We start from the raw sequence: 15,053 nt of genomic DNA on the forward strand, positions 1-15,053 counted from the left end.
TTGGCGCTTGAGATAGGAAAAATTAGTGAGCGATATGGTAAAAAGCACCTTATTATGGTTGGTGATTATCGGCGTGGTGGTTGCGATTTTTAGCAATCTTGACCGCACCAATGCCGATGCTGATCAACTGAATTATTCGTCATTCGTCACCGCGGTATCCAAAGGTGAGATCAAGGAAGTGAAGATCGATGGCGAAGAGATCTCGGGTACGAAAGTAAACGGCTCAGAGTTTGAGACTGTGCGTCCTGCCATCAGCGATGATGAGTTGATGCCGTTATTGCGTGAGCATAATGTAGAGGTGCAGGGCACCATGCCTGAACGTCAAGGCCTGGGTTCTCAGCTACTCATCGCGGCTTTCCCGATTTTGCTTATTATCGGTCTGTTCTGGCTAATCATGCGTGGCATGAGTGGTGGTAATTCTGGCGGTGGCATGGGCGGTCGTAACCCGATGAGCTTTGGCAAGTCTAAAGCCAAAATGCTCTCAGAAGATCAGATAAAGGTTACCTTCGAGGATGTGGCAGGCTGTGAAGAATCTAAGCAGGAAGTTGTCGAGATTGTTGATTTTCTAAGAGATCCTGCCAAATTTACCAATCTTGGTGCGACCATCCCGCGTGGCGTATTGATGGTTGGCCCTCCTGGTACTGGTAAGACATTGCTTGCTAAGGCGATTGCAGGCGAGGCGAAGGTGCCATTTTTCTCGATCTCAGGTTCTGACTTCGTTGAGATGTTCGTGGGTGTTGGTGCCAGCCGTGTTCGTGACATGTTCGAACAAGCCAAAAAGAACGCACCTTGCATCATCTTTATTGATGAGATTGATGCGGTCGGTCGTCATCGTGGGTCAGGCATGGGCGGTGGTCATGATGAGCGTGAACAGACATTAAACCAGCTGTTGGTCGAGATGGATGGCTTTGAAGGCAACGACGGTGTCATTGTCATCGCTGCGACGAACCGTGTGGATGTATTGGATAAGGCGCTACTTCGCCCTGGTCGCTTTGACCGTCAGGTGTCGGTAGGACTGCCCGACATCAAAGGTCGTGAACAGATCCTTAATGTACACCTTAAGAAGCTACCACAGACCATCGGCGTTGATGTGAATGCACTGGCTCGCGGTACACCTGGTTTTAGCGGTGCTCAGCTTGCCAACCTAGTGAATGAAGCAGCGCTATTCGCAGCACGTCGCAATAAGTCACATGTGGACATGAATGACTTTGAAGATGCCAAAGACAAGCTGTATATGGGTCCTGAACGCAAATCAATGGTGCTGCGTGAAGAGGAGCGCCGTGCGACTGCTTATCATGAAGCAGGCCATGCGCTCGTGGCTCAGCTGTTGCCGAACACCGACCCTGTACACAAGGTGACAATCATGCCACGTGGTTGGGCGCTGGGTGTGACATGGCAGCTGCCTGAACAGGATGCGGTAAGCAACTATAAGGATAAGATGCTAAATGAGCTGTCTATCCTATTCGGTGGGCGTATCGCTGAAGAGATCTTTGTGAATCGTCAATCAACCGGAGCATCGAACGACTTTGAGCGGGCAACCAAAATGGCGCGTGCCATGGTCGCGAAATACGGCATGAGCGATAATCTGGGCATCATGGTCTATGAGGCAGAAGAGCATGGCGGCTATATCGGTGGCTCTACTCGCACCATCTCAGAAGCTACCCAACAAAAAGTTGATGATGAGATTCGTCGCATCTTAGAGCAGCAATATGACGTGGCGTACAAGCTGATTGATGAGAATCATGACAAGATGCATGCGATGGTTGATGCATTGATGAAATGGGAAACCATCGACCGTGAGCAGTTCTTACAAATCATGAATGGCGAGGAGCCGCGTGAGCCCAAGGATTATCAGCATGGTGTATCATCCATTGCTGCTGCCGCACCAGTAGCGTCACCAGTGGATGAGCTCCCACCACCGTTACCAACTTCGTAATTATGATAAAACATCGTCTAAGGGCGGTGTTTTTTTATTTTTAATAATAATTTGTGAATATTTGTTTACTAAATACTTGCAATTTGGCTAAAAGTTTTATAGCATGGTCAGTTTTAGAATACCCTAAAAACGGTAGAACAGATTATGGCAGGTTTTATTAAGACTCAACTAAATCGCGGTAAAAAAATCATCGGCATGGGTGTAACTTTGGCAGGAGGCTATCGTACCGCCAAGCGCATTGGGGCGTTCGATGCGCCGCCTAGAGATATTTTGCCAAAATACATCCAAACCTTTTGCCGTAAGATGGTAAACTCATTCGGCGTTCAGGTCGTTCAGGTTGAGCCTGTGCCACAGACGCATGGTCTGTGGGTGTCTAACCATGTGTCGTGGCTAGACATTCCTGTCGTAGGCTCGGTCGCGCCGGTGTTCTTCTTGTCTAAGGCTGAGATTGGCGAATGGTTCATCTTTGGTAAGCTTGCCAAAGCGGGTGGGACGTTATTCATCAAGCGCGGCTCAGGCGATGTCGGCGGTGTAAGCGATCAGATTTCTGATTTCTTGCGTGGCGGGTCTTCGGTTGTGTTCTTCCCTGAGGCGACCACCACAGATGGTAAACAAATCAAAAAAATCTACGGCAAGCTGCTACAATCAGCATTAGATACGGGGCTGCCGATCTGTCCTGTTGTGGTTGCTTATGTCGATAAGGACGGTAGCCTTTCAGACGATGCAGCCTATTATGGTAAGCGGACGATGGCGGACAGTCTACGCCGCGTCGCCGATAGTAAGGGCATCACAGCCTATGTGCTGCCACTTAAACCCATTCATCCAAATGATAAGACGCGCAGTGAGCTGACCGCTGAGCTTCAAAAAGCAATGGAAGATGGCTTGGCAGATCTACACAAACGAGTGCTTAAGGCATAATAAAAATCGGACAGCGCTGCGTTGTCCGATTTTGTTTGTATTTATAATCGCCACCTAAACGAACTTTAGTCCGCTCTCGCCTTTTGGCGTGACTTTGAAGATTTTTACCTTAAACAAGACATCTTGTCCTGCCAATGGATGATTAAAATCCACTTTAACCTCGTCTTCGGTCACTTCACTGATGACGCCGGCTAGGGTGTTTTGTCCTTTGTCGGCAAATTCCATCATCATGCCCACCACGGGATTTGGCTCGGATAGGCTGAATTTGGCACGCGGAAAACTTTGTACGTTCTCACCATTCCATTCGCCAAAAGCCTGATCGGGTGGTAGATGAGCGGTGCGAGTGTCACCTGCTTTTAGGTTGATGAGTACCTGCTCGAATCCTGCCAATAGGCTTTCATCGCCAATGGTTAATGTCACAGGCTCATCTCGTCCAAAAGTGGAATCGATGATGGTGCCGTTGGGCAGACTAACCTCAAAATGCAGGCTGACGGTACTGCCATCTGTGATGCGAATCTCTTCATTGGGTAAAATGTTCATGTAATTTTCCAAATACAAATAAGCGCAAAGTTTACCACAGCTGGCGACTATAGTAAAATGCGTACCGGGTTTTGGTGAAAAATAGCGCTGTCAGACGGATGTATTTAAAAAACCAAACAAGGGCGGGTAAGTGCCCTTTGTCATGATGGCAGGCTAAAATTTACGATTGATTGATAAAAAAAGCTGTGTATTTTTTGTGTCGTGGGCAAAGTGATTGCTGTCAATGCGCTCAAATCGTAAATGCAGGCTTGGATAATAACCTTTATAAGCCAGTTTTTGATGCCAAATGCGGTGTTCGGTTTGGTAGCGCAAATCATCTCTTTTGATGCCAAAGAAATCTATGTCTTGATAACTGCGTCTACCCACGCTGATTTGATGACCTGTGCCAAGACTTCCCCATAATTTATCCAGACCTGCAAATATCGTGCCTTGTTGGTGGCTTTCGCTCATGTCATTGACATCGTCTTTGATGAAATGAATGCCAAGATAATAATAAGGACTGCTGCGGTGATTGAGGCTTAGAGTTGCCATGTGGCTTGTGCCGTCTAAAAATGTTCTTGTTTTGTGTTTTTTATTGGCGATGTCGATTTCAATACCGCCTCGATGGCTAGACCCAATGAGTTTATGGGCGGATAACCTTAGCCCTTGGGTTGTTGAATAAGGGTTGTTACCAAAGTGGCGCACCTGCTGATAAATGCCAAGACCAAATTGTTCGTCAAAACTTTGATAAGATAAGCTTGGTGAAATCTCGGCAGTGACATCGTTATATGCTTTATTATCCCAATAATATTTACCATGAACAGATGCGCCCACTTCTAAGGACAGATGGTCTTTTAGGTAATGATTCTTTGAGATATTGGCGCTATAGCCTATGCCGTGGGCGGATTCTGCTTTGGGCAGTTGCCAGTCTTGGTATTGGCTGGTGCTTGGGGCGTTATTGACATTGTCATCATCCAAATAACGCATGGCAAAACGCGTCTTGGTTTGGTTTAGCTCTTTGAATTGTTGAGTTAAGCTGTTCAATACATTGCTAGGTAGGTTGTCATCTTGTTTAGCAATGCTAAATTCATCTTGGGCAAGACGAATCTGGTGGTTGGCAAGGTATGCCAAAATAAGCCGTACCCGTATGGGGGTGAGCTCTGGGTTTTGGTGTAGAATCTGTTGATAATGATGAATTGCTTGCCTGATGTCTTGTTGTTCTTGTATGACCGCTTGGGCGTATAGATACAAAATTTCATCTTTGTCGCTCACGGTTGCATAAACAGGCAGCAGAATCTGTAAGCCATTCACATCATTTCTGTCGACGGCTTGGCTAATGACTTCATTAAATAGCGTGATGTCCGCCAAAAGCTCTTTTTCGGTCAGCTGTAGCATGTCAACGGTGGCAGGTTCGTTGGCGCTGGCGCTGTGTATCAATGAGCGATGGGTAAAGGACGGTTCATCTTTTGGTGTATTGGCAAGCACAAAGCTTGGTAATAAACATACTACCAAGCTTGTGATAAATAATGGGCGATTCATGCCTTATTCAGACTTATTTTTTTGCACCGTACGCACCTGCGATGCTGCCATCAGCATTACGATAGGTGCCACCAAGCTCAGCTGCATTCGCGCCATAGAATTGACCTTTGGTGCTGATGCCTTTATTTGTGCCTGAGAAGGTGTTACCAGTAATGGCACCAGTTAGGGCGGTATCGCCGACTGTGCCAGTCAGCTTCTTATTGCCGTAGTCAACATTGAAATTGGCTCTGACATTGTTGGCGTTGCCATTGGCAAAATGAACGCCGTTACCCTTATAGGTGGCGGTGCCTGTGTTTGGCATGTTGGTGGTTGGTGTGCCTTGTGCAAATAGGAAGACTTCACCCTTGGTGTTTTCACGGACATAGCCGTAGCGAGTATAAGCAAGGTTTGAGCTACCGCCAACGCGAGCCATGTTGTTTGCATTTATATTAAGTGTGCCCACCTGAAAGCCGCGTGGGATAAAGTCTACCGCCTGACCGTTAACCACCACCTGATTCACGCTGGGGCTATTGCTAAGAGCGGTGCTGGCACCCGCCTTGTTATTGGCGATGTTCATTTTTGTGCCTTGAATGCCTGATGTACTTGGCTGTGTGGGTTTGGTTGGGGTGCTTGGCTGAGTATTTGGGATGCCGCTGGGTGCAGCTGGGGTAGATGAGCCACCATTGCTGCTGCTACAAGCAGTTAAGCCAACGGCAATTAACCCGATTAGAGGTAATAGGGGGGTACGCACACAATGCTCCTTTTGGGTGGGAATCTCGTTTGATGAGATTGGTTGACTTGCTCGTTGTGGTGGAACATTGTCGTTTTATTGACAATTTTTCGCCATTTTATTGATAATCTTACTAAAGTTGACAGATTTGTTTCGATGCTTAGATGGATTATAGCCAAACAGCAAAGACAAAAGCAAGTAATTTTTAAAGCATTGATTGTGATTATTTAAGGATGTTAATGATTTTTTTGTCGTTTTTTCTCCAAAAACAGCATATCAATAACTACCAATGCCATACCGACACAGATACCGATATCAGCAATGTTAAAGATGGGATAATGCCACACATTGGCATAATGTACATGAATAAAATCAATCACATAACCATGTAAGAAGCGATCAATCACATTGCCAATCGCGCCACCAAGTACCAAAGCCAGGCCCCATGATAGGATTTTGGCAGTTTTTGGAATTTGGCGCAGATAGCTTATGATGAATATCGACACGGCCAAACCTAGAATGGCAAAGAAATATTTCTGCCAACCGCCGGCATTCGCCAAGAAGCTAAATGCTGCGCCATAATTATAAGCAAGCGTCCAATTGAGCACAGGCGGTATTACATCCACCGTCTCGTGTAACTCAAATGTGCTGTTGAAATAATATTTGGTCAGCTGGTCGAGAATGAGCATAGCAAGCGCAATCAAGTAAAATTTCATTGCGCCTTTGCCATTGGCTTGATTAGGCATATTGACGATTCTCCCCGGCGCCATCTACGTTAGTAATGCAGCGGCCGCACAGCTCTGGATGGTCGGCATGAGTACCTACATCGTTGCGGATGTGCCAGCATCGGGTGCATTTTTGACCATCGGCAGGCGCAATCACAACGCCAAAGCCTTCGTCTTGGGTAATGGCGGCATCACTGGTGATGAATACGAAACGAGCTTCATCGCCTAGCTTGGCAAGGGCATTATAGGTTGCATCATTTGCAGTGATTGCTGCTTTGGCCGTTAGGTTGGAGCTGATGATTTTGTCGCCGCGAGCTTCTTCGATGGCTTTATTCACCAAATCTTTGGCATCTAAAATCGCCTTCCAGTCATCGGCAGTGATGTCAGTCATGGCAGGTGTTGGTAGTTCATACCATTCATCAGCAAAGACGTATTTGTGCGTGTCATCGCTGCGGATAAAGCCCCATGCTTCTTGGGCGGTAAATGGCAGAATCGGAGCGATCCAACGCACCACCGCTTGAGCGATGTGGTATAGGGCGGTCTGAGCGGAGCGTCTTGGCTTTCCGTCTGCCTTGGTGGTGTAGGTTCTGTCTTTGATGATGTCAAGGTAGAATCCGCCAAGGCTCTGCGAGCAGAACATCGATACCGCTTGGACGACTTGGTGGAAATCCATGTCGTTATAAGACTTAACGATGGTGTCTTGGGTGTCCTTGGCTAGGTGTAAGATAAATTTATCAAGGCTGACCAATTCATCTAATGTAATGCTGTCAGTCGCAGGGTTAAAATCGCTGGTGTTGGCAAGTAAGAAGCGAAGTGTGTTACGAATACGGCGATAATTATCAACCGCGCCCGCGAATACCTTCTGACCTGCGCTCATCTCATAGCGATAGTCGGCAGAAGCGATCCATAGGCGAAGCATGTCCGCACCTGTCTTGTCGATCTGTTTTTGTGGTTCGATGATGTTACCAAGAGATTTACTCATCTTGTGACCTTTTTCGTCCACGACGAAACCGTGTGTCAGCACCTGCTTAAATGGTGCGCGACCGTAGATTGCTTCACTGGTCAGTAGCGATGTCTGGAACCAGCCACGATGCTGATCTGAGCCTTCTAGGTACATATCAGCAGGGTTGGTTAGGCTGCCGTCTTGGTCAAGCACCGCAAAATGTGTCGTCCCTGAGTCGAACCAGACATCAAGTGTGTCCGTGACTTTGTTATAATCTTTGGCATCATCGCCCAGAAAGTCGCTGGCATTTGCATCAAACCATGCTTCAATGCCGTCTTGCTCGATGACTTTGGCGACTTTCTCGATTAATTCTGACGTCTGTGGATGCAGTTCGTCGGTTTCTTTATGGGTGAAGAATGCAATCGGCACACCCCAAGTGCGTTGACGGCTGATACACCAGTCAGGACGACCTTCAACCATGGCTTCGATGCGGTTTTGGCCCCATGATGGTGTCCAAGTGACGTTCTTGATGTCGTCTAGGGCTTTTTGGCGCAGTCCGCCTTTTTCCATGCTGATGAACCATTGCGGGGTCGCACGGAAGATGATTGGCGTTTTGTGTCGCCAGCAATGTGGATAGCTGTGGCGGGTTTTGCTATGCTTGAGCAGATTGCCGGTGCTTTCTAGGGTTTCGATGATTTTTGGCTGAGCTTTATAAATATGCTCGCCAACGAATACTTTGGCGTTGTCCAGATATACGCCGGTATCGCCGACGGGATTTTCAACTGGTAAGTTGTATTTGCTACCGACGACATAGTCATCCACACCGTGGGCGGGGGCAGTATGCACAAGACCTGTACCGCTGTCGGTGGTGACGTGTTCGCCTAGGATGAGCGGCACTTGACGATTGCTGATGAGCGGGTGCTGAGCAAGGCTGTGCTCCAGCGCATCGCCTTGAACGGTGGCAATCTCGCCTAGGTTATCAAGCTCAAGTTCTGTTAGTACATTCTCCACAAGTTCACTGGCTAGTAGTAGAACGCCCTTAGCGGTCTTGATGAAGCTATAATTCTCGTGCGGACTGATGGAGATGGCTTGGTTGGCAGGCAGTGTCCAAGGCGTGGTGGTCCAGATAACAGCAAATGCCGGCTCATTAAGGGCAATACCTTTGATGTCGGTCAATTCAAAACCCACAAAAATCGCATCAGACGTCTTGTCTTGATATTCTACCTCGGCTTCAGCCAGTGCAGAACCACAGTCTAGGCACCAGTTTACAGGCTTCATGCCACGCACAATGTGACCGTTATCGTAGATCTTGCCCAAAGCTCGTACGATGTTGGCTTCTTGCTTGAAATTCATGGTGAGATAAGGTTTATCCCAGTCGCCAAGCACACCTAAGCGTTTAAAATCTGCTTTTTGAAGTTCGATTTGGCTGGTGGCATATTCTCGGCACAGCTTACGAAATTCAGTGGCGTTTACCTTTTGACCGACTTTACCGACTTGTTGTTCTACTTTTTGTTCGATTGGCAGACCGTGGCAATCCCAGCCAGGTACATACACGGCATCATAGCCAGATAGGTTTTTTGATTTGGTGATGATGTCTTTTAGGACCTTATTGACCGCATGCCCTAGGTGAATCTGACCGTTGGCGTATGGAGGGCCATCATGTAGGATGTATTTGGGCAGGCCTTGCTTAGCTTGGCGAACTTGTTTATATAGTTCGTCATTTTCCCATTCGTCCAGCCATTTCGGTTCGCGTTTGGCGAGATCGGCGCGCATGGGAAAAGGGGTGTCAGCAAGGTTTAGGGTGTTTTTGTAGTCTTTTTGGTCGGTCATGGCGGTGGCTCTTGTGTCAATAAATCAAATAACAAGGTATTATAAGACAAAAGGGCAGATTTGGCAAAAGTTCACTAAAAAATGCTGGTAATTTTAATCGCTGTGGATATAATACACAAAATTACAATTCGGAAAATTTAGAAAAGGTTTTAACATGAGCTGGTTTCCAAAATGGCAGCCTTATCAAGGCGATATCAACACACAGCCTGTGGCGACAAATGAGTATTTGCCCACTTCCCAGAGCATCATGCTGGGCATTCAGCATGTGCTGGCGATGTTCGGGGCAACGGTGTTGGCGCCTTTATTGATGGGCTTTGATGCCAATCTTGCCATCATGATGAGTGGTATTTGTACGATTTTATTCTTTGTCATGACAGGCGGGCGAGTGCCTAGCTATCTGGGTTCTTCTTTTGCCTTTATCGGCGTGGTAGCGGCTGCGACGGCGCACGCGACGGGCTCTGGGGCGAACCCAAATCTTGGCGTGGCATTAGGCGGTATCATCGCCTGTGGTGTGCTGTATGCTATGATCGGGTTCATCGTGATGGGTACGGGTACTAAGTGGATTGAGAAGCTCATGCCCCCTGTGGTGACGGGTGCGGTGGTGATGATCATCGGTCTAAACCTTGCGCCTGTGACGGTGTCAAATGTCGCAGGCAAGCCGTTCGAGCTGTGGATGACGTTGGTGACCTTGCTGTGCATGGGGATGATTGCGGTGTTTAGCCGTGGCTTTATGCAGCGCCTGTTGCTGCTGCTTGGCTTGGTGCTTGCTTATATTATCTATGCCATCGTGGCGAATGGTTTTGGGCTGGGTGCGCCGATTGATTTTGGTGTGATTGGTAATGCAGCGTGGTTTGGTGTGCCGAATTTCTCTGCGCCTGTGTTTGATGTTAATGCCATGCTCATCATTGCGCCTGTGGCGTTTATCCTGGTTGCTGAGAACTTGGGTCACATTAAGGCAGTTGGTGCGATGACTGGCGAGAATCTAACACCATATCTAGGACGTGCGTTCGTGGCGGATGGCGTGGCGACAGCATTATCAGCAGGTGTGGGCGGTACTGGCATGACGACCTATGGCGAGAACATCGGGGTGATGGCGGTGACTCGTGTTTACTCTACGATCATCTTTGTGATCGCGGGTGTGTTTGCGGTATTTTTGGGGCTGTCTCCTAAATTTGGTGCGCTCATTCAGACCATCCCAAGCCCCGTTTTGACGGGTGCATCCATTGTGGTGTTTGGCTTAATTACCATTGCCGGGGCGAAGATTTGGATTGATAGCCGTGTTAATTTTGCCAACAATAAAAACCTGATGGTAGCGGCAGTGACCATCATCTTGGGCACGGGCGATTTTGGCTTGATGATTGGCAGCTTTAATCTAGGCGGTATCGGTACGGCGACGTTCGCGGCGATCTTGTTGCATTGGTTCTTAAGCTTAAAGGAGCCAAAAGATACGGTCTAACTGTATTGCTGGCATATTAAAAAATTTGCAAGCCGATTACAAAGTGTTTATAATAAATTCATACCCATTGCTAATAGATCAAGCGATTTGATGGCGACAGGCGACAATCTTTTGGATTTGTCGCCTTTTTGATGGGACTGACGATACGCAATTAAGCGTTGGAGTTTATGGAGTGAAATTATGTATGACAATCCATTTTCGTGCACGGCGCAGCCAACCTTTGTGGATGGGCTGCATTGTGCGGTAAATGTGTTTAGCGCGCCTTTGTGGGATGTGCTTTTGTGGATGCTCATTGCGGCAGGTTTGTTCTTTACTGTGGTGTCGGGATTTGCGCAGTTTAGATTGTTCGGTAAGAGCGTCAAAACCATGCTCGGCAGCCGTAAAGGTCATGATGAAAATCAAGGCATCTCGGCATTTCAGGCGTTCGTTACAGGCTTGGCAAGTCGTGTGGGCGTGGGTAACATCGCAGGCGTGGCGCTTGCCATCGGCATCGGCGGTGCGGGCGCGGTATTTTGGATGTGGCTGATCGCTTTGATTGGTATGTGCTCGGCATTGGCGGAATCTAGCTTGGCTCAGTTATTCAAAATCAAAGATGAGACAACAGGGCGTTTCCGTGGCGGTCCTGCCTACTACATCGAGCAAGGTCTTGGACAAAAATGGCTTGGATTTGTGTTCGCTCTGGCGCTGATCGTCTGCTTTGGCTTTGTGTATCAATCCATCCAATCAAATACCATCACGCTGTCGATTCAGTCAGCAATGGGCTGTGTGGGCGAGACGGATGCTTGCCAAAGTGATTGGCAGCTTTATAAGCATGGCATTGGCGCGCTTCTTGTGGTGTTGGCAGCACCGATCATCTTTGGTGGTATTAAGCGTGTTTCGATGATCGCTGAGATTATTGTACCGATCATGGCGGCGATTTATCTGCTGGTTGCGCTTTATATCATTGTGATTAATATCACCGAGATTCCAGGCATTATCGGATTGATCTTCACCAAGGCGTTCACCTTTGAGGCAGCGGGCGGCGGTCTGTTCGGTTCGATGGTGTCTATCGCCATGATGCAAGGCATCAAGCGCGGTCTGTATTCTAATGAAGCAGGTCAAGGTTCTGCACCGAATGCAGCAGCAGCAGCGAGTGTTAAGCATCCTGTCGAGCAGGGCACAATCCAGATGTTTGGTGTGTTCGTAGATACACTCATCGTGTGTTCGTGCACAGCGTTCGTGATTTTGCTTGCGACCATGCCGCAGAATGTTGCCGACCTATCAGGTGTGCAGCTTACCCAAGCCGCGCTTGAGGCGCACGTGGGTAGTTGGGGTCAGTACTTCTTGGCGATTATTTTGTTCATGTTTGCATTCTCAACCATCATCGGTAACTATGCCTATGCAGAATCGAACATGCAGTTCCTTAAAAACAACACTGTGGTATTGACCCTATTCCGTATCATTGTGCTTGGCTTTGTGTACTTTGGTGCGGTGACGAAGGTCGCTGTTGTGTGGGACATGGGCGACTTGACGATGGGCGTCATGGCTTTCATTAACTTAATTGCCATCGTTCTGCTGTCAAAATATGTCTTTATCCTGGTCAAAGATTACACCAAACAAGTTAAGGCAGGTGTCGCTGAGCCTGAGTTTAAGCTTGATGATTATCCAGAATTGAAGGCGAAAATTAAGTCTGATATCTGGTAATGATTAAGAATGACAAGGACTGATTAATAAAACACCCCAAGAGCATTTGGCTTTTGGGGTGTTTTGTTTGGTGTGGTGGCGGCTTAGCTTAGCATGCCTTCTAAGCGACTAGAACCTGACGCAGGGTAGATGGCATGGTCAAAGTAGTCATCAGACGCAGGGCGAATCTTACTTACCTGCTCTGCTAAGCATTCTACCAACAGTCCTAGTTCAAGCTGTGCTAATGGCTTACCAGGGCAGACATGGATGCCATGTCCATAGACCAGATTATTAGCTTGGCTTCGGTGTAGCTCAAAAACTGTCCGCTTGATAAAAGGCTTCGGGGGTTACGGTTGGCAGACTGCCAGTTAATCGTGATTTTGGCATCTTTGGGAATGTATATGCCATGTAGCGTGACAGGGCAGGTGGTGCGTCGTCTGTTGGTGATGAGTAGGTCGTGTAAACGCAGTATTTCTAGGACGGCATTATCAATGTCTTGGGGATTGGCTTTTAGATGAATCAAGACATCAGGATAATATGTAAAACAAACTAGCGTTATTTACAGTATTATAAGATAATACTGCCATGAACATACATAAAAATACTCGATTATTGCCATTTCAAAGACAAGCCATTTGCGATGCTTATACCAAAGATAAGCGAACCATTGTTTCTTTGGCAGAAGAGTACAAAGTTTCAAGACCTATGATTTACAAAGTCTTAAAACTGGCTCGTCATCGTCTGCTAAAACCACAATCTAGCACCAACAATCGCTTTAAACAAGCCAGATTTGGTGTTAAAAGGCTTGCCAAAGTTGAAAGATCAATACAAGACAAGCTTAAAAAGCAAGCAAAGCGTTATAACAAATCTTACCCAGGCGAGATGATGTACTTTGATACCAAGCGATTGCCTTTACTTAAAGGACAAACTACAAATGGCCTAAGAGAATATTTATTTGTTGCCATTGATGATTATTCTCGTGAGCTGTATGCAGCCATCATGCCTGATAAGACAGCATTTAGTGCTGCTAAGTTCTTAACCGAGCATGTGGTCGGACCTTGTCCTTATGTGATTGATGTGGCGTATTCAGACAATGGCACAGAGTATAAAGGCACAAAGGGTCATGAATTTGTCAAAGCCTGTTACCAAAACAACATCAATCAAAAGTTCACCAAAGTTGGTAGACCACAAACCAACGGCAAAGCTGAGCGAGTGATTAGAACCTTAATGCAAATGTGGCATGATAAAACAGAATTTAACGACAGTAATCACACAAAAACAAGAACTTGACAGATTCTTAAACTTCTACAATACTATCAAACCACACAGTGCTTTAGTCAAAAAAGATGAACAAGGTAAAACACAAACCCTTACACCCTATGAATGGCTGAAGCTTTATTTTAATCAGAGTGTAAATAACGCTTGAGGTTTTTGCAGATTATCAAATGAATCATAAGAATTTATATCTTGCTCCTGCATGTCCTTAAAAGATAATATTAAGTTTCTATCTTTTGCATTAAATTTGTCAATTTTAGCAAGATATACTTTTGAGTCATTGCTTTCATAAGTATATATGCAAGGCAATTTATAATTTCTTTATAGTTGCCATTAAATAACTCTTTAATTTCATCGGTAGTATACTCCAAGAATCTTGATATCCATAATGATATTTCATTATTTTCAATCACAAAATTCTCATTAGAACCTATAACAATAAAATTGAAATACTCATTTTCTTCATTATTCATAAACTTATGTATCTCCGTAAAATCAATAGTGGATTATAAATATATTCGTATTTAATAAGATAAAAATCAACGCTCATTTGGCTTTAAAAAATAAAGCGCCACCACCGTAAGCAAAATAAACCCACTTGCCCCCAGATACAAATCATCTTTGCCAATGCCCATATCCAAGAGCTTGCCTGCCAAAATGGGCGAGACGATAGAGCCAATCCGTCCCACGCCGATTGCCGTGCCGACCCCTGTACTTCTAACTTCAGGGGCGTACAGCGTGGGGTTAATGGTATATAGCCCCGTGATACAGCCATTGACAAGGCTACCGACCAAAATGGCAAAGACAAGGGCGAGCATCAAAGTGGGACTAAACACAAAGCCGATAATGGCAAGGGACGATAGCACGACAAACGCCATGAGCGTGGATTTTGGGGCAAATTTACTCACCAAAAAGCCAAAGATGAGCGAGCCTATCGTACCGCCAATGCTGATTGTCATGCCGACCTTTTGGCTTTGTTCTTTGGCAAGTCCTGATGATTCTAAGAGGGCAGGCGTTCACGAGCTGATAAAATAAAATGCCAACAAAAAAGCCCGCAGAAGCGAGCTTGATTGTGAATATGATCAGAATTAGCGTTCTAGGTATTGAACCTTACCTGGCACACCGTCCCATTTTTCGTGTTCTGGCAATGGGTCTTTTTTCTCGGTAATGTTCGCCCATACTTGAGACAACTCTTCGTTGATGGCGAGGTATTCTTCTTGACCAGCGGGAATCTCATCTTCGGAGAAAATAGCGTTGGCAGGGCATTCTGGCTCACAAAGCGCGCAGTCGATGCACTCATCAGGATTGATGACTAGAAAATTTGGACCTTCGTAGAAGCAGTCAACAGGGCAGACTTCCACGCAGTCTGTGTATTTGCATAGGACGCAGTTATCGGTTACAACAAAAGTCATGGGATTACCTTGGCTAAAAATGGCTAGTAGGTGGGCAAGAATCATGCACTTGCAAATTAGTGGCATATATTTTAGCCTGTTTGGCTGATTTTCTCAAATAAAACATCATATTTTATTATGCCAACATCG

At 46.4% G+C, this 15,053-nt stretch carries 13 protein-coding genes and 1 pseudogene; 5 read left to right on the top strand and 9 right to left on the bottom strand.

Features of this window, described 5'->3' with window-relative positions:
- The first annotated feature begins 34 nt into the window (after window positions 1-34).
- Together ftsH and MBO_RS05725 are read left to right on the top strand one after the other, a co-directional pair.
- Complete coding sequence (ftsH, locus tag MBO_RS05720; RefSeq protein WP_036365580.1) at window positions 35-1,936, top strand: ATP-dependent zinc metalloprotease FtsH; 1,902 nt, start codon at window positions 35-37, stop codon at window positions 1,934-1,936.
- Window positions 1,937-2,080: 144 nt separating this feature from the next.
- On the top strand, window positions 2,081-2,854 hold the full coding sequence (locus MBO_RS05725) for a lysophospholipid acyltransferase family protein (protein WP_036365398.1): 774 nt from the start codon (window positions 2,081-2,083) through the stop codon (window positions 2,852-2,854).
- Window positions 2,855-2,908: 54 nt separating this feature from the next.
- Here MBO_RS05725 and MBO_RS05730 read toward each other — a convergent pair whose 3' ends face one another.
- From MBO_RS05730 to ileS, 5 genes are all read right to left on the bottom strand, one after another.
- The gene (locus MBO_RS05730) at window positions 2,909-3,394 is read right to left on the bottom strand and encodes an FKBP-type peptidyl-prolyl cis-trans isomerase (protein ID WP_036365401.1); all 486 of its coding nucleotides are present in this window, start codon (window positions 3,392-3,394) and stop codon (window positions 2,909-2,911) included.
- 153 nt (window positions 3,395-3,547) lie between these two features.
- On the bottom strand, window positions 3,548-4,912 hold the full coding sequence (locus MBO_RS05735; protein ID WP_036365404.1) for a surface lipoprotein assembly modifier: 1,365 nt from the start codon (window positions 4,910-4,912) through the stop codon (window positions 3,548-3,550).
- Between the two features lie 13 nt (window positions 4,913-4,925).
- Window positions 4,926-5,642, bottom strand: a complete 717-nt coding sequence (locus tag MBO_RS05740) for a transferrin-binding protein-like solute binding protein (RefSeq protein WP_052585331.1) — start codon at window positions 5,640-5,642, stop codon at window positions 4,926-4,928.
- Window positions 5,643-5,857: 215 nt separating this feature from the next.
- The gene (gene lspA / locus MBO_RS05745; RefSeq protein ID WP_036365407.1) at window positions 5,858-6,367 is read right to left on the bottom strand and encodes a signal peptidase II; all 510 of its coding nucleotides are present in this window, start codon (window positions 6,365-6,367) and stop codon (window positions 5,858-5,860) included.
- Window positions 6,360-9,119 (bottom strand): isoleucine--tRNA ligase, encoded by a 2,760-nt coding sequence (gene ileS, locus MBO_RS05750; protein WP_036365410.1) that lies wholly within the window; start codon window positions 9,117-9,119, stop codon window positions 6,360-6,362. The genes lspA and ileS overlap by 8 nt, the downstream gene beginning before the upstream one ends.
- A 154-nt stretch (window positions 9,120-9,273) precedes the next feature.
- Between ileS and MBO_RS05755 the strand changes: the two genes are divergently transcribed.
- Together MBO_RS05755 and MBO_RS05760 are read left to right on the top strand one after the other, a co-directional pair.
- Window positions 9,274-10,575 carry a solute carrier family 23 protein gene (locus MBO_RS05755; RefSeq protein ID WP_036365413.1) on the top strand — a complete coding sequence of 434 codons (1,302 nt, stop codon included), beginning with the start codon at window positions 9,274-9,276 and terminating at the stop codon, window positions 10,573-10,575.
- A 180-nt stretch (window positions 10,576-10,755) separates the two neighbouring features.
- On the top strand, window positions 10,756-12,258 hold the full coding sequence (locus MBO_RS05760) for an alanine/glycine:cation symporter family protein (RefSeq protein WP_036365416.1): 1,503 nt from the start codon (window positions 10,756-10,758) through the stop codon (window positions 12,256-12,258).
- 220 nt (window positions 12,259-12,478) lie between these two features.
- On the opposite strand, the gene MBO_RS05765 is transcribed toward MBO_RS05760, so the two are convergent.
- On the bottom strand, window positions 12,479-12,760 hold the full coding sequence (locus tag MBO_RS05765; RefSeq protein ID WP_036365419.1) for a cytochrome P450: 282 nt from the start codon (window positions 12,758-12,760) through the stop codon (window positions 12,479-12,481).
- A 62-nt stretch (window positions 12,761-12,822) separates the two neighbouring features.
- Between MBO_RS05765 and MBO_RS05770 the strand changes: the two genes are divergently transcribed.
- A complete protein-coding gene (locus tag MBO_RS05770) occupies window positions 12,823-13,527 on the top strand; it encodes a DDE-type integrase/transposase/recombinase (RefSeq protein ID WP_197971993.1) in 705 nt (234 codons plus the stop codon).
- Between the two features lie 206 nt (window positions 13,528-13,733).
- Here MBO_RS05770 and MBO_RS05775 read toward each other — a convergent pair whose 3' ends face one another.
- From MBO_RS05775 to fdxA, 3 genes and pseudogenes are all read right to left on the bottom strand, one after another.
- Window positions 13,734-13,985, bottom strand: a complete 252-nt coding sequence (locus tag MBO_RS05775) for a hypothetical protein (protein WP_036365422.1) — start codon at window positions 13,983-13,985, stop codon at window positions 13,734-13,736.
- Window positions 13,986-14,051: 66 nt separating this feature from the next.
- Window positions 14,052-14,507 (bottom strand): annotated as a pseudogene (locus MBO_RS05780) (MFS transporter); the annotation flags it as partial.
- A 93-nt stretch (window positions 14,508-14,600) separates the two neighbouring features.
- Complete coding sequence (fdxA, locus tag MBO_RS05785; RefSeq protein ID WP_036365585.1) at window positions 14,601-14,924, bottom strand: ferredoxin FdxA; 324 nt, start codon at window positions 14,922-14,924, stop codon at window positions 14,601-14,603.
- Window positions 14,925-15,053: the final 129 nt, after the last annotated feature.

Origin of the sequence: Moraxella bovoculi 237, from assembly GCF_000696305.2 — a bacterium.
In the GTDB taxonomy this organism is placed as follows: domain Bacteria; phylum Pseudomonadota; class Gammaproteobacteria; order Pseudomonadales; family Moraxellaceae; genus Moraxella; species Moraxella bovoculi.